This is a genomic window from Paenibacillus sp. S-38, from assembly GCF_049942825.1.
GTDB lineage: Bacteria > Bacillota > Bacilli > Paenibacillales > NBRC-103111 > Paenibacillus_G.
In genome coordinates, this window is sequence record NZ_CP187970.1 from 6,833,899 (window position 1) to 6,848,496 (window position 14,598).

At 61.9% G+C, this 14,598-nt stretch carries 12 protein-coding genes; 2 read left to right on the forward strand and 10 right to left on the reverse strand.

Annotated elements, in window-relative coordinates:
- Nucleotides 1-327: 327 nt before the first annotated feature.
- Nucleotides 328-1,230: a LysR family transcriptional regulator gene (locus ACP26L_RS29815; protein ID WP_426448959.1), complete on the forward strand. Its 903-nt coding sequence runs from the start codon at nt 328-330 to the stop codon at nt 1,228-1,230.
- Nucleotides 1,231-1,240: 10 nt separating this feature from the next.
- On the forward strand, nt 1,241-2,047 hold the full coding sequence (locus ACP26L_RS29820; RefSeq protein WP_426448961.1) for a histidinol-phosphatase: 807 nt from the start codon (nt 1,241-1,243) through the stop codon (nt 2,045-2,047).
- A gap of 321 nt (nt 2,048-2,368) precedes the next feature.
- Here ACP26L_RS29820 and ACP26L_RS29825 read toward each other — a convergent pair whose 3' ends face one another.
- From ACP26L_RS29825 to ACP26L_RS29870, 10 genes are all read right to left on the reverse strand, one after another.
- Nucleotides 2,369-3,031: a GDSL-type esterase/lipase family protein gene (locus ACP26L_RS29825; RefSeq protein WP_426448963.1), complete on the reverse strand. Its 663-nt coding sequence runs from the start codon at nt 3,029-3,031 to the stop codon at nt 2,369-2,371.
- On the reverse strand, nt 3,028-3,579 hold the full coding sequence (locus ACP26L_RS29830; protein WP_426448965.1) for a hypothetical protein: 552 nt from the start codon (nt 3,577-3,579) through the stop codon (nt 3,028-3,030). The genes ACP26L_RS29825 and ACP26L_RS29830 overlap by 4 nt, the downstream gene beginning before the upstream one ends.
- Before the next feature lie 251 nt (nt 3,580-3,830).
- On the reverse strand, nt 3,831-5,414 hold the full coding sequence (gene nagZ, locus ACP26L_RS29835) for a beta-N-acetylhexosaminidase (RefSeq protein ID WP_426455155.1): 1,584 nt from the start codon (nt 5,412-5,414) through the stop codon (nt 3,831-3,833).
- Complete coding sequence (locus ACP26L_RS29840; protein ID WP_426448967.1) at nt 5,401-7,026, reverse strand: response regulator transcription factor; 1,626 nt, start codon at nt 7,024-7,026, stop codon at nt 5,401-5,403. Before ACP26L_RS29840 ends, nagZ begins: the two co-directional genes overlap by 14 nt.
- Nucleotides 7,027-7,031: 5 nt before the next feature.
- Nucleotides 7,032-8,837, reverse strand: coding sequence for a cache domain-containing sensor histidine kinase (locus ACP26L_RS29845; RefSeq protein WP_426448969.1), 1,806 nt, complete (start codon nt 8,835-8,837; stop codon nt 7,032-7,034).
- An 83-nt stretch (nt 8,838-8,920) separates the two neighbouring features.
- A complete protein-coding gene (locus ACP26L_RS29850) occupies nt 8,921-9,748 on the reverse strand; it encodes a carbohydrate ABC transporter permease (RefSeq protein WP_426448971.1) in 828 nt (275 codons plus the stop codon).
- A gap of 2 nt (nt 9,749-9,750) precedes the next feature.
- The gene (locus tag ACP26L_RS29855; RefSeq protein WP_426448973.1) at nt 9,751-10,635 is read right to left on the reverse strand and encodes a carbohydrate ABC transporter permease; all 885 of its coding nucleotides are present in this window, start codon (nt 10,633-10,635) and stop codon (nt 9,751-9,753) included.
- Nucleotides 10,636-10,984: 349 nt separating this feature from the next.
- Nucleotides 10,985-12,313, reverse strand: a complete 1,329-nt coding sequence (locus ACP26L_RS29860; protein WP_426448975.1) for an extracellular solute-binding protein — start codon at nt 12,311-12,313, stop codon at nt 10,985-10,987.
- Between the two features lie 192 nt (nt 12,314-12,505).
- A complete protein-coding gene (gene nagE / locus ACP26L_RS29865; RefSeq protein ID WP_426448977.1) occupies nt 12,506-13,996 on the reverse strand; it encodes an N-acetylglucosamine-specific PTS transporter subunit IIBC in 1,491 nt (496 codons plus the stop codon).
- Nucleotides 13,997-14,087: 91 nt separating this feature from the next.
- On the reverse strand, nt 14,088-14,594 hold the full coding sequence (locus ACP26L_RS29870; protein ID WP_426448979.1) for a PTS sugar transporter subunit IIA: 507 nt from the start codon (nt 14,592-14,594) through the stop codon (nt 14,088-14,090).
- Nucleotides 14,595-14,598: the final 4 nt, after the last annotated feature.

Below are 14,598 nucleotides of genomic sequence, written 5' to 3' on the forward strand. Positions count from 1 at the left end.
TGACAGGTTGGGACAAACGAGATCACTCCTATGTATGGTTTACTTAGTGGGGTCATGCAAACCGCTTGGCCGTCAGAGCCTGTGGCCGTAATACCGGATAAGCGGCACTTGTTTAGTATACTCAAATTTGAGTATACTTCAAGAGCGAATTCCTCTGTGATTCTGCCTAATGCAGGTTAGTTCGTAGTTTGCCCTATGGCCAGAAGTATCTTATAATGGAATTGTGCGACAAATTGTATTTATATTAAATACATAGCCGATAAAATTCCGTTATTTATGAATACGTTGTCAGCGTGCACGTTCATGCCTTGGGAGAGGAGGAACGACGTGAATCTCAATCAATTGGAAACCCTAATAACGATCTCCAAAACCATGAGCTTCCGCAAAGCGGGCGAGCTGCTGAATCTAACCCAGCCTGCCGTATCCGCCCAGATTAAGAGTCTTGAGGACGAGTTCAAGACGACCCTGATCGACCGCAACCAGCCTGTGACGCTGACCGACAGCGGCCAGGTCTTCCTGGAGCATGCGGAGCTCATCTTACAGACGGTGGAGGATCTCAAGCAGCGGCTGGCCGACCTTAACCAGACGCCCCAGGGACATATCGACCTGGGCACCACGACGTCCATCGCCATTCAGATTCTGCCGCGGGTCCTGTCCTACTTTCAGAACCAGTTCCCGCTGATCAAGACCACGATCCATTCGATGACGACCTCGCAGATCATGCAGAGCGTCGAGAACGGAACGATCGACCTTGGGATCACCTACCTGTTCGACAAGCATCCCGCGCTGGAGAGCTCGGTCCTCTACTACGATACGTTCGAGCTGGTCGTGTCGCCGGACCATCCCCTGGCCAAATACAGCCATGTGCCGATCGAGCGGCTGCACGACCTGCCCCTGATCATGCTGTCACCGGAGACCGCAGGCCGGCGCTTTGTCGACCAGATCCTCAAGCAGCTGTACATCACGCCCCAGGTGGTCATGGAGCTGTCGTCCAGCGAGGAAGTGAAGCGGATGGTCGAGCTTAACCTCGGCGCCGCCATCATCTCCAAGCTCTCGATCCAAAGCGAGCTGCGTCTTGGCACCCTCAAGATGATCAAGGTCAACGAGCTCGAGATATCCCACCCCGTCGGTGTGGTTTACAAGTCGGGCCGGTACCTGAGCTCGGCGCTGAACCAGTTTTTGCTCGATCTCAAAGGCATGCAGGAAATTCAATTCATAGGTTCGGAGTGAGGAGAAGATCATGAAATTCGATTTGCATACCCATCATGAACGCTGCGGTCATGCCATCGGCACGATCCGCGACTATGTCGAAGCCGGGATCAAGAATGGCCTGCAGGTCATCGGCATCTCGGACCATTCCCCTTACTTTGCGAGCAAGAAGGACCGGGAGCAGCCGGGCATTGCCATGGCGAAGAGCGAATTCGCCCGCTACATCGAGGAAGTGCTGAAGCTTAAGGCCGAGTATGCCGGACGGATCGACGTGCTGCTCGGCGTGGAATCGGACTTCTTCCCGGAGCATGCGGACGTATACCGCAAGGTGTATGACCAGTATCCGTTCGACTACATCATCGGCTCAGTGCACCTGTCCGGCGGCGTCAGCATCTTCAACAAGAAGCGCTGGAACGGCCTCACGGAAAAGCAGAAGGTGGAGCAAAAAGAGCTCTACTACGACCTTATCGAGCAGTCTGCGCGCAGCGGCATGTTCCAGATCCTCGGGCACATCGATGCCATGCGCGGCTTCTACCCCGCGTTCTCCGATATCCAGACCGAAGCCGTCGACAAGACGCTGAAGTCGATCGGCGAGTGCGGCATCGCCATCGAGATCAATACCTCCGGCAAGACGAAGGACTGCGGCGGCTGGTATCCGATCGACGCCATCCTGGAGCGCGCGCTGCATTTCGGCGTGAAGGTCACCTTCGGCTCCGACGCCCACAAGCCGGAGAGGGTCGGGGACGACTGGGACGAGGTGGCCGCCCGGCTCAAGGAGATCGGCTTCCGCGAATGGGTGTACTATAAGGAAAAGCAAATGGTCACCGTTCCACTGTAACTCATGGCGGACGCAAGACGGTGCCCTTCCAAAACAGAACAAGCTGCCTCCGCGGCGCCCGTTAATCAGGGCCTGCCGCAGAGGCAGCTTGTTTGGCTTTACTGGGTGGAAGGCACGCCGATTCGACCTTCTGCGGCGGGCCCGCAGCCGGCCCCTATAGCCCCTGCCGGCCGGGCAGACGCCACGGAATCACGCGCCGGCCTGCGCAGGGTGCGAGGTTGCCCGGCAACCGCGGGATTCGGATGGATGCAGCCCGGCGAGCGGCAATGCCGGCCGCGCGCCCTCATACAGCGCGTAGAGCGAGCGAAACCATCGCTGCCGTTATGCCAGCGGCCCATAGCCCTGCCGGTGCAGCTGGCCGGCGATCATGCGGTAGCCTGCGGCATTCGGGTGAATGCCGTCGGCCGACAACAGCTCCCGCTCGCGGCCCTCGAACACCCCGTAGAGGGGCGCGAACTTCACGCTGCCTCCCGCCAGACTGCCGAGCAGCCGGTTGCACCGCTTCACCCAGTCGGCGGCCTCCGGCACCCCGGGCAGGGGGTTGTAGAGCAGCGCCGCCCGGACGGCATAGGGGCCGGAGCCGTCGGACTTCAGCCTCCGCAGCGTCTGCAGCAGGGCGGCATAGTCCTCGTGGCACCGCTCCAGCGCCGCCGCCAGCCGGCCCGGATCCCGGTCGGCGGCGAACCTTTTGGCCGCATCGATGAGGTTATTGCCTCCCGCCGTCAGCGTCAGGAGCTGCGCCGCCCGGGCCATGCCGCGGAGCTCCGGGCTGCGCTCCAGCAGCATCCTCAGCTCCCCCGTCGTGGCTCCGGGGATGCCTATCACTTCGGTCTCTACCGGGCGGCCCAGCGCTTCCCCGGCGAGCCCCCCGTAGGCCCGCACGAAGCCGACGCTGCCGAAGGCCCCGACGCCTGCGGTCAGCGAGTCTCCGAGCGCCAGATAGGGGATGCTTTTCGTCCCGGAGCGGGACCGTGAACCCGTCATGGCCGGCGCCGCGGTCCGGCCCCGCGCCCGACCGCCTTCTTCCTCGGGTGCACACGTACGGAGGCCGTCTTCACCGGTCCGCCCAGACCGCCGAAGCCCCCCAGTCCCCCGAAGCCGCCGAACAGCTTGAAGATCGGCCCGAACTGCTTGAAGATATTGTACATCTTCTGTACTTTCCCCATCGTATTCAGAAGACCGTCCAGCCCGCCCATCTGGCTGAACCAGTCCCCTCCCCCGAAGGCGGACGGTCCGCGGTCCGCCGCCTGTTCTGCAGCGGCTCCCTGCTCTTCCCCCGCTTCCTTGATTCCCACGCCTTTCTTGCCGGACCCGGACCGGTTCCCGTAACCGGCCGGCTCTCCATAGCTGAACGGAAATCCGGGGCCGAACGGGCTGTGGAAGCCCTCCACTTCGGGGGCGGCAAACCGGGGACGCGAGGGCTTCGCAGCAGCCCCCGATGGAGCTTTCCTGCGGGGCCGCTGCGGCCCTTTGACGGCGGATGCGCTGATACCGGGGCGCCTGCGGGAGGCGGCATGTTTGGTCCTCTTCATCTCGATCCTTTCCCTTCTAATTGGCCTTTTGGCCCGCATCCGCAGCCTCACGCGCGGCGCAGTGCCTACTTGTCTATACATTAGCGTATGTCGCTGCGCCCGCCGGGGGACTGGGTAAGTGGACCGGAATGCCAACAATTGGGTGATGGCGGGAGCCCGCTGCCCCGCGCAAAATCAACCGTATCCCGCCTTCCGCTACGACGGAAAGGGAACACGGTTGATTCGAGTGTGGTGAGAATGAAAAGCGTGTGTTACAGAATCGGAGCCGGCAGCACGCCGGCCGGCAGAAGCTCCCCTCCCAGCACCCGCGCAAGCGCCTTCATCGCGAACGGGGTGTTCTCGTAGCAGGCAAGGTAGACCGGCACGGGGCCGAGGACCGCCAGGTCCGAGGGGATGCGCACGGACGCCGCCGTGAGCCGCAGGCCCGGCAGCTCCGCTAAATCGCGGATCAGCGCCGCCTGCTCGGGCTCGAACGCCGCGTTGTAGCTGACCGCCACCGCCTGGCCGCCCTGGCGGGCCAGCTTCAGCACGCGCTGCCGTTCCTCCTCGGTCGGCCGGATGCCGATCCGCTCCTCGCGCACAACGAAGCCCAGCTGCGCGAGCCAGTGGCCGAGCGACTCCTTGCGGCCGAGCACCTCGTCAACCTCGGAGCCGACCCGCACCTCCGGCCAGACGACGAGCACGTTACGGCCGCGTTCCAGCGGCTGCAGCTCGCCGGCCACGAGCGTCACGCTGGCTTCGCCGATCCGCTCGGCGAGGGCCTGGGACGCCGGGGTGGCCAGCGTGCGGCCGGTCACCGCCGGCGCCGTCCCTGCGGCCGCCTGCACCGCCCGCCGCGCCTTCAGCGCGAGCAGCCGGTCGACCGAGCGGTCGATCCGCTCTTCGCTGAGGCGGCCGCTCTCTACGGCTGCGGTCAGCGCGTCCAGCGCCGCCCGCTGCAGCTCGATGCGGTGCGAGACGAGCACGAGGTCCGCGCCGGCCTCCACGGCGAGCACCGCCCCCTCCGCCACGCCGTAATGCCCGGCGATGGCGTTCATCTCGAGGCAGTCGGTGACGATGACGCCCCCGTAGCCGAGCTCCTCCCGCAGGAGCCCGGTCAGCACGCGCGGCGACAGCGTAGCCGGCAGCGGCTCCGGCTCCACCGCCGGGAAGAGCAGGTGCGCCGTCATCACGGCATCCACGCCCTGCCGGACGGCTTCGCGGAACGGCACCAGCTCCAGCCGGTCGAGCCGCTCGCGGTCATGCGGCACCGTCGGCAGCTCGTGGTGCGAATCCTGTGAGGTGTCGCCGTGGCCAGGGAAGTGCTTGACCGTGGCGGCGACGCCCGTCTCCTGGTACCCCCGCACGGCCGCGGTACCCAGCCGCGCCACCAGCTCGGGGTCCCCGCCATAGGAGCGGACGCCGATCACCGGATTCAGCGGGTTGTTGTTCACGTCAAGCACCGGGGCGAAGTTCATGTTGATGCCCATCGCCAGCAGCTCGGCAGCCGTTACTTTGGCCGCTTCGTACGCGGCATCCGCGTCGCCGGTCGCCCCGAGCGCCATCGCCCCCGGCATGACGCTCACGCCCTTCTCGATGCGGGTAACCATCCCGCCTTCCTGATCGACGGCGATGAGCAGCGGCACCCCGCTGCCTTCGGCCGCAAAGCTCTGCAGCTTCGCAGACAAGGCGGCCGCTTGGGCCGGCTCCGCCAGGTTGCGCCGGAAATAGATAATGCCTCCGATCCAGCCGTCCCGGACCAGCTCCTCAATCTCCGGGGTCGGTTCCAGCCCGGGAAACCCGCACATGAGCAGCTGGCCGATCTTTTGCTTCAAACTGAGTTTACTGCGCTCCATCATAAGCCTCCTCCTCCTCCTTCTCCCTCTCGCAGGCACCGGGCTTGCTCCGGTCCCGGAATTCCGATGGCGTCATGCCTTCGTACTTATGGAATACCTTGGTAAAATAGCGCCGCTCCGCATACCCCGCCAGCTTGCCGATCTGCGTAACGCTCTTATCGCTGGTAAGCAGCAGGCTCTTCGCCAGCTCCATCCGCTCCCGCGTGACGTACTCGAGGAAGGTCTCTCCGTGATGCTGCTTGAACAGCAGGGAGAAGTAGGAGTTGGAGATGCCGAGGTGCTGGGCCAGCTCCTCGAGCCCAAGATCCCGGGAGAGTCCCTTCTGAATATACTCGCGGGCGGTGGCCATCAGCACCTCCGGCGACTTGCGCCGGGCCTGCCCGGTCTGCATGCACTCGCGCACAAGCAGGAGCACGCAGTCCATCAGCTCCTTGATGCTCATGCTGCGCTCGAGCTCGCCCATGACCCGCTGCTCCTGCAGCGAATCGAGCAGCCCGATCGCCCGCATCTCCCGCAGCAGATGCAGGTTCAGGAAGTGCAGCATCTGCTCGGCGCGCATCCCGTGCTCCTTGAGCAGCCGGCCGAGCTCCTCCAGCGCCGCGTCCACCTTGGGGGAATCGCCCTGGGTGAGTCCCGCCGCCAGCCGGTCCGCGAGGCTCCAGAACGACTGGCCCTGCGTGTCCGCCTCCGGCACCTCCCTGTGCAGCACAACTGCCTGCTTCTGCAGCGCAAGCTGCAGGCTGCGCTGCAGCTTCTTATACGCATCCGCCAGCCCTTCGGCCGAGACGGGCGACGGATAGACGCCTACGCTCACCGACAGCTTCACGTAGCGCCGGACCGCCTCCTGCACTTCCTTCGACCAGGCTTCCAGCGGGGCCGCCGGGTCACGGGCCGTCTGCGGCAGCGGGATGAGCAGACACCACTCCCCCTCCCGGGTCAGCAGCACGGCGTATTCCACGAGCTCCGAGCGCAGCGCCTCCTGCAGCACATTGCGCACCGCAAAGTGGACCAGCTTGCGCTCCCGCTCGTCCTGCCGGATCATCTGCGAATAATCGTCGAGGTCGACCAGGAGCATCCAGTATCTCTGATTAAGCCAGACGCGGTCCTCTTCCTCCTGCAGCCGGTGCAGCGGGAACGAAGTATAGTCCATGAGCAGATCGAGCAGGATCTTCTCGTAAGCCAGCTCGGAGAGCTCGCGCCACTTCGCCATATCCTTCATCCGGCTGAGCTTCACCGATTGGATCTCCGCCGCCAGGCTCTGGAGAATGTTCTCCAGCTCTTCGTAATCGATCGGCTTCAGGATATATTCCCTGGCCCCGTATTTGACGGCGGACCGGGCATAGTCGAATTCCTGGAAGCCGGTCAGCATGAGAATCTCGCCCGCATAGCCGGACGCCCGCAGCTGCTTCAGGAGCTCGATGCCGTCCATGACGGGCATCCGGATGTCCGAGAGGATGAGGTCGGGCTTCAGCTCCTCGGCCAGCTCCAGCGCCCTCGCGCCGTTACCGGCCGTAGCGATGATCTCAATGCCGAGGCTTTCCCAGGGAATGATTTTCTCCAAGTTCCGTACGATATGAATCTCGTCATCCACGAGCATTGCTTTGACCTTCATGCGTATCACCCGCTTGCTTCCTTTGGTATCGTACAGCGGATCACTGTCCCCTGCCCCGGCAGGCTGCAGATCATCATCCCGCAGCGGCTGCCGTAATGGATGCGCAGGCGGTCCGCCACGTTCGGGATCCCGAGCCCGATGCGTTCCCCGCCTTCCTCTCCGGCCCCGGAGGCTCTGATCCGGGACCCCGGCGTACCGTGGAACCGCTCCAGCACCTCGCTGCGGATGCCCATCCCGTTATCCTCCACCCACAGGATGACCGCATCCTCCTTCTCTTCAGCCCGGACGCGGAGCATGCCCTTGTAGCCCGCTCCTTCCGCATGCAGCCTCTCCTCGAGCCCGTGCTGAATGCTGTTCTCGAGCAGCGGCTGCAGGGTCAGCTTGAGGATCGGCACCCCGCCGAGCCCGGCAGGCACGTCGATCTCGTAATCGAACAGCTCCTCGAAGCGGTACTTCTGGATCTCGAGATAATTGCGTGCATGGTCGATCTCGAGCGACAGCGGGATCTCCTCCTTCTGCAGGAAGCTCACCCGCAGCAGCGTACCGAGCCGCTGCACCATCCGGCTGACCTTGCGGCCCTCGTTCTGCGCCGCCAGCGCATTGATCGACTCAAGCGTATTGAACAGAAAATGGGGCTTGATCTGCGCCTGCATCAGCATGAGCTCCGCCCGGTTCTTGCGGTCCTGCTCCAGCTTCACTTCCCCGATCAGCGTCTCGATCCGGTCGACGAGGGAGTTGAAGCCCCGCGCCAGCACGCTGGTCTCATCCCTGCTGTGCGCCTCGACCCGGATGCTGAGATCCCCGATCTCGACCTTCTTCATCGAGCTGACGACATACAGGATGAAGCGGATGATCCGGTTCACGAAGAACAGGTTGAAGAGCAGCGCACTGATGAGCGTCAGCGCCGTGATCGCGGAGATCCACTGCAGCACCTGCTCCGTGCGGCCCGACAAGTAAGCCCATGGCGTGATAGAGACGATGCTCCAGTTCATCTGCCCGAAGTCCTTGAGCTCCAGATGATGGACCGACACGACGCTCTCCACGCCGTCGAACTTCATCTTGCGGCTCTGGTATTCCTCGCCGAGCTGCAGCCCTTCCGAAGCATGACCGCCCAGCGTCTGGCCGGCGAGCTCCCCCTTGTTGTCGACCATGATCAACCCTTCGCCGTTCACGATCATGAAGCGCAGGTCCTTGCTGTGCGACGTGCCGAAATAGTTGAAGATCCGGTTGAGCTCATGAAACTGGAACTGCTGCAGCAGAATGCCCCGGTTGTCGAGCGTGTACTTGTCGTTAATGACGCGCACCACGGTGAAGAGGGGCTCGCTGCCCGTCCACTCCGGCGCCTCATAAGGACCGAGCCACCTCGGCGGGCCGTTCAGGGCCAGGACCTCCCGGAATACCGGATGCTTGACGAGGCCGGCATACGGCACCCGCTGATACCCGATCCGCCCCTGGGAGAACGACTGCCCACTTAGGCTGTACAGAGTAACCGCATACGCCGGCGTGTAGGAGAGGAAGGTGCGCTGCAGCAGCCGTTCGTATTCGGCCTGCGTGACGGGATCGACGGACTCCCGCTGCCCGAGCAGCCGCTGGATGTCGTCGCGGAGCATGTAGTCCTCCGAGAAATAGTTCGCTTCCTTGAGCACGTAGGTGATATTGCGTCCTACCGCCTTCAGCGTGAATTCCGACTGCTCGGCGTAATTTTGTTCAATGATGTGCTGGGACAGCAGGTAGGTGATGGCGCCGAGCACGAACAGCGGCGCGATGATGAACGCCATGAAGGCCGTGAATACTTTGATGCGAAGATTCATCGCGCGCGAGTCTTCCTTTCCTCCGAAGCGCCCCGCCGCTTCCGCGTCCGAAGGCGGGAAGCCGTACAGCCTGGGGGGCTTCCTTATCCTTTGGTGCTGCCGGCCGTGACGCCTTCGATAATTTTCTCCTGCAGGAAAGCATACACGGCAAGCACCGGCACCACGCTGAACATGATCGACGCGGCCAGGCCCCCGTAGTTCATATTGAATTGGTTCATGAAGGCGACCATGCCGGTCGGCAGGGTCCGCAGCTTTTCTTTGGAGAGAAAAAGGTATGCCATCACGAACTCGTTCCAGTTCGACAGAAAGTTCAGGATGAAGACCGTAACGAGCGCGGGTACGGTCAGCGGAAGAATGATTCGGGCGAACAGACCGAAGGCGGTCAGTCCGTCCATGACGCCCGCTTCTTCGAGATCCGCCGGGATCGACTTCATGAATGCGGATACAATGAAGACCGTGAGCGGTAGTCCGAACGTCACATAGGGGAAGATCAGGGCCAAATGCGTGTTGTATAAACCGAGGTCGCGCAGCCAGACGAACAAAGGGAGAATGAGCGTCCCGCCGGGCACGAGCAGCGCGAGCAGGAGAGCCGCATTCACGTACTTGTTGACGCGTCCGAGCTGCATCCGGGTGATCGCGTAGCCTGCCGCCGAAGCGAACAGGATCGTCACCACGCTTGCCACTATACTAACATAGAACGAATTGAAAAAGTACGTGGAGATCTTCGCGCCCTTCCACGCTGCGGCGTAGTTATCGAGCGTGAATTCCTGCGGCAGGCCCCAGGGATTCGTGATGATTTCCTTGTTCGTTTTGAACGAGGAATTGAGCACCCAGACGAGCGGGTACAGCGTCAGCAGCAGGTACACCCACAGGATGCCGTGGGACAGGCCTTTTTTCCATGTCGATGACATCGTTATGCGTCAGCCTCCCCGATTTTTTTGGAAATCACGTTGAAGATCATCGTCAGGACCAGCGTGAACAGGAAGATGAGCAGCGCAATAGCGTTGGCATACCCGTAATCGTTAAGCCGGGTTCCCTGCTTGATCATATAAGTGGCGAGCACCTCGGTCAGTCCGGCCGGACCGCCGTTCGTCATGACCATGACGATATCCAGCGCCTTCATCGCACCGGTAATCGAGAGCAGGATAATGACCATGATCACAGGGCGGATCAGCGGGAGCGTGATGTGCCAGGCTTTGCGGAAGCCCCGGGCGCCGTCGAGCTCCGCGGCCTCGAACACTTCCTTCGAGATGCCGAGGATGGCGGCCAGCACCAGCACCACGTAGAAGCCGACCCACTGCCAGCCATTAGTGACGAGCACCGAGAGCATCGCCGTGCTGTCTTCCGCCAGCCACGTATGCGTCAGCTCCTTGAAGCCCGAGGATCGGAGCAGCTGATTTAGGAGACCGATCTCGGGGTGGTAGATGAAGGACCACAGAATCCCGACGACCGCGGTGGAGAGAATGCTCGGCACGAAGACGAAGGTCTTGTAGAAGCCCTTGAGCCTGGTAATGCCGGAGATGAGAATGCCGAGGAACACAATAATCGGAATCTGGATGAAGACGGAGAACAGAATGAAGTACGAGTTGTTCCTGAACGCCTGCCATACCTTCTCGTCGGCGAAGGCCTGGATGAAGTTGCCGAGGCCGATGAATTCCGGCGTATTGACGCCGTCCCAGCGGGTGAAGCCGTACTGGACCGACTGGGCCAGCGGGATCAGAAAGAACAAGATATAGAGGGCGAGCGTCGGGAGAAGAAACAGCGTATATGTCAGCGGATTTTGCATCGTTTTTTTCATATGGAAACCTCCTGTGGGACACACCGGGCATCCCGCGGCAGCGGTCCTCCTTCCGTGGAACGCGCTTCGAAAAGTCAGGTGAAAAATGGATTCGTGCGGACCGGACTCGGGCAGGAATCCGGCAGGCCCCCTTCGTACCGAATGCCGCCTCCCGAAGGAGAACGGCATCCGCAGGAAGAGGGGGACCGGGGTCTACGGCTTCGGCTTCGGTTTAGCGGGCGGGATTAGCTTCCGTGCTCTGGAGGGTGAGGGCCGCCCGGCCCTCACCTGCTTCCTTCGCAGCTGCAGAAGTCCCGTCAGGCTCCAGCTTGGCTTCCCCTCAGATTCCGTGCCTTGTGCTTAGTGCCTCTTACTTGCTTTCCTTGTTGGCCGCATCCTGGGCCTTCTGCACTTTCTCCACGACCTGCTCGGCTGTCGCCTTGCCGCCGATCATCTCCTGCATGCTCACTTCCAGCGCTTCGCGGACCTTCGCCTGGATCACGGAGTCGAAGGCCGGGAACTGCTTCGCATTCGCCACCTTCAGAATCTCGCCGACGATCGGGTTCACGCCGGAGAGATCGGAGATCTTCAGCGCCGGCAGGAATCCGGATTCCTTGAGCTGGCGCTTCTGCATTTCTTCGCTGTACATGATCTTGATGAATTCCTTGACCGCCTTCAGCTCATTTTCGTTCAGCGCGGCCGAGAAGCCGTAGCCGTTGGAGAAGGAGCCGTTGATGAGACCATCGCCCTTGCCACCTGTCGCCGGGAAGTTGAAGAAGCCTACGTCGTTCGCGATCTTCGATTTCTCGGGATCGACTACGGCCGAGTTCGCCCAGGAGCCGTCGAAGAGCATCGCCGCTTCGCCTGCGCGGAACTTGTTCTGCTGCTCCGCATACTTCAGGCCGAGGTTGCCCTCCTGGAAGTAGCCGCTCTTCACGAGCGTCTCGAACTTCTTGAAGCCGTCCAGCACGTCCCCGTCCGTCCACTTCTTGCTCCCGGCCACGAAGCCGTTCACGGATTCGGCTCCGGCGGTGCGCACCCAGAGGGTGTTCATAAGCATGTTGATCACCCACGCATCGGAGGAAGCGAAGGCCAGCGGCGTGATGTTCTTCGCTTTGGACTTCTCCGCCACCGCCAGGAACTCTTCCCAGGTCTTAGGCACTTCGACGCCGAGGTCCTTGAAGATCTTCTTGTTGTAGAAGACCCCTTCCACGAAGCCCGCTGTAGGCAGTCCGTAGATTTTGCCGTCCACCGTGAATTCGTCGAGATTCAGGAACTTATCCTTAAGGCGGAGCTCCGCGAGGATCGGGGTCAGGTCCAGCAGGCGCCCCGCCTTCACGAACTTCTGCGTATCCGTGCCCCCGAAAAGATCGAAGATGGTCGGGGGCGTGCCCGCCGCCATCTCGGCCGGCAGCTTCTCGAAGCGGTTGACCTTATCCTCCACGCCTTCGAGCTCCACCTTCAGCCCCGGCACGTTCTCTTCCATCCGCTTCCCCACATCTTCGAGCAGCTTCAGCCGCAGCTTCGCGTCGTCGCGGACCTGCACGTGGCGCAGCGAAACCGTGAAGGGTTTCGCTGCATCCTGGTTTGCGGCGGTGCCGCCCTTATCGGCCGCTCCCCCGGTGTCCGAAGATCCGCAGGCTGTCAGACCCGAGACGAGCATGGCGGAAGCCACAAGCGTGGATACTGTTTTTTTCATAACATGACCCCTCCGTAAGGAACTTAAATTGGGATGATCTTTACAAGTTCGATTATAGTATGGGCTTCGATAAACCCGGCAGGGTACGATTTCGACAAAGAAGGGGTAAATTTCTCCACTCTGGTGAAAGCGATTTCAACATGTTCCCGACAAAAAGGCGGCTCTCCGAAGAGAAAAACCGCCTCCCTGCTGTTACATCAGCTTGTTAATTTCATCCTTGAGCGATTCGGACTGCGGCCCGAAGATGACCTGCACGGCCCCCTGGCCGAGCCGCATGACGCCGGCCGCCCCGAGCGCCTTCAGCGCTTTGTCGTCCACGATCATGTCATCCTTGACGACCAGACGCAGGCGGGTGATGCACGCGTCCAGCCCCACGACGTTGTCGGCTCCGCCGATGGACGTCAGCACGCTGTCCGCCTTCTCACGCAGCGCCATGGCCTTGCCTCCGGCAGCCGGTGCAGCCGCAGCAGGCTTCCCGTTCTCCGCCGAAGATGCCGCTGCAGCCGGTTCTTCGTCCTCGCGGCCCGGTGTCTTCAGCTTCAGCGTTACGATGAGCACACGGAATACGACATAGTACAGCACCGCGAAGACCAGACCGACCGGGATGATCAGCAGCGGGTTGGTGGCGAGCTGGTAGTTGATGAGATAGTCGAGCAGGCCGGCCGAGAAGCCGAAGCCGTGCTTCACGTTCATGATGTAGAGGATGTAGCCCGAGATCCCCATCATCACGGCGTGGAAGCCGTACAGCACCGGAGCGACGAACATGAAAGCGAATTCAAGCGGCTCCGTGATCCCCGTCAGGAACGAAGCGAAGGCCGTGCCGAACATGATCGAAGCGACCGCTTTGCGCTTCTCCGGTCTTGCCGTATGCACGATCGCCAGCGCAGCCGCCGGCAGGGCGAACATCATGATCGGGAAGAAGCCGGTCATGAACATTCCCGCGGACTTATCACCCTTGAAGAAGCGGGTCAGGTCGCCGTGGACCACTTGGCCTGCAGCATCGGTGAAGTCACCGATCTGGAACCAGGCGATGGAGTTCAATACGTGGTGCAGACCGAACGGAAGCAGCAGCCGGTTGCCGATGCCGAAGATCAGGGCGCCTATGCCGCCGAGGCCGACGATCCAGCGGCCGAACTCGTCGAGCACGTTCTGGACCGGTCCCCAGATGATGCCGAAGACGATACCTACGATGACCATCGCCAGTGACGTGATGATCGGCACGAAGCGCTTGCCGCTGAAGAAGCCGAGCCAATCCGGCAGCTTGATGTTGTGGTACTTTTTGTAGAAATAAGAGGCCAGCACCCCGGCGAGAATGCCTCCGAGCACGCCCATGTTGAGCTTGACGTCCTTGCCGATCATCTCGGTGAATACGCCGGGAACCTTGGAGAGCACGCTGGTCAGCACCAAGTAAGCGATTACGGCGGCGAGCGCGGCAACAGCGTCCCCGACCAGCCCGATCGCGATGCCCACCGCGAAGATCAGCGGCAGGTTATCGAAGATCGCCGAGCCGCCGGCGTTCAAGAACGGCGCGATGTACTGGTTGAGGAAGCCGCCGGCGCCTTCGCCCATGTGAAAGTCTTTGATGTAGTCAATGTTGCCGAAGCGCAGCAGGATGGCCGCTGCAGGGAGCACGGCTACAGGAAGCATGAGGGCCTTGCCGATTTTTTGTAAGGATGCCAGCATAAGGGTCAACCCTTTCGGATGATGTTATAGAAGGAGTGCAGGCCGGCGTGCGGCCTGCCCCTCCGGATTACCTGTTACGAACGACGGGAGGTTATTGCAGCTTGACGCTCACCCGGAGCAGACCGGGTTCGCCGGCCTGCACGCGGCCCGTCTTCACGGAATCGAGCTCCGCCTCGGCTTCCGCCTGATTCGCCAGGACGACCGGGGTGATCAGCGGATAGCCCGCGGCCCGGATCGCCTCCATGTCGAATTCGATCAGCGTCTGCCCTGCCTTCACCGTGTCGCCTGAGGCGACGAGCGCGTGGAAGCCTTCTCCCTTGAGCGCCACCGTGTTAATACCGATATGCATGAGCACCTGAACACCGCTTGCATGCTCCAGAATGACCGCATGCTTCGATTTGATGAGATGGGCTACGGTGCCGTCGAACGGCGCGACCAGCCGCCCTTCCTCCGGCTCGACCGCCAGCCCGCCGCCCATGTGCCCTTCGGCGAATGCCTGGTCCGGCACCCCGCTTAAGGGAACGGCCGTCCCTGTCAGCGGCGCTGCGATCTCGAGCAGGTTTGCTTTATTCCTGCCTCCGAACAGTTTGGATAACATCTTT

Excerpts from the sequence above, each read along its gene's own strand:
- ACP26L_RS29825 (WP_426448963.1), bottom strand. The coding sequence starts at position 3,031 with ATGACGGGTTCACGGTCCCGCTCCGGGACGAAAAGCATCCCCTATCTG.
- ACP26L_RS29830 (WP_426448965.1), bottom strand. The coding sequence starts at position 3,579 with ATGAAGAGGACCAAACATGCCGCCTCCCGCAGGCGCCCCGGTATCAGC.
- ACP26L_RS29860 (WP_426448975.1), bottom strand. The coding sequence starts at position 12,313 with ATGAAAAAAACAGTATCCACGCTTGTGGCTTCCGCCATGCTCGTCTCG.
- ACP26L_RS29870 (WP_426448979.1), bottom strand. The coding sequence starts at position 14,594 with ATGTTATCCAAACTGTTCGGAGGCAGGAATAAAGCAAACCTGCTCGAG.
- ACP26L_RS29845 (WP_426448969.1), bottom strand. The coding sequence starts at position 8,837 with ATGAATCTTCGCATCAAAGTATTCACGGCCTTCATGGCGTTCATCATC.
- nagE (WP_426448977.1), bottom strand. The coding sequence starts at position 13,996 with ATGCTGGCATCCTTACAAAAAATCGGCAAGGCCCTCATGCTTCCTGTA.
- ACP26L_RS29850 (WP_426448971.1), bottom strand. The coding sequence starts at position 9,748 with ATGTCATCGACATGGAAAAAAGGCCTGTCCCACGGCATCCTGTGGGTG.
- nagZ (WP_426455155.1), bottom strand. The coding sequence starts at position 5,414 with ATGGAGCGCAGTAAACTCAGTTTGAAGCAAAAGATCGGCCAGCTGCTC.
- ACP26L_RS29855 (WP_426448973.1), bottom strand. The coding sequence starts at position 10,635 with ATGAAAAAAACGATGCAAAATCCGCTGACATATACGCTGTTTCTTCTC.
- ACP26L_RS29820 (WP_426448961.1), top strand. The coding sequence starts at position 1,241 with ATGAAATTCGATTTGCATACCCATCATGAACGCTGCGGTCATGCCATC.
- ACP26L_RS29840 (WP_426448967.1), bottom strand. The coding sequence starts at position 7,026 with ATGAAGGTCAAAGCAATGCTCGTGGATGACGAGATTCATATCGTACGG.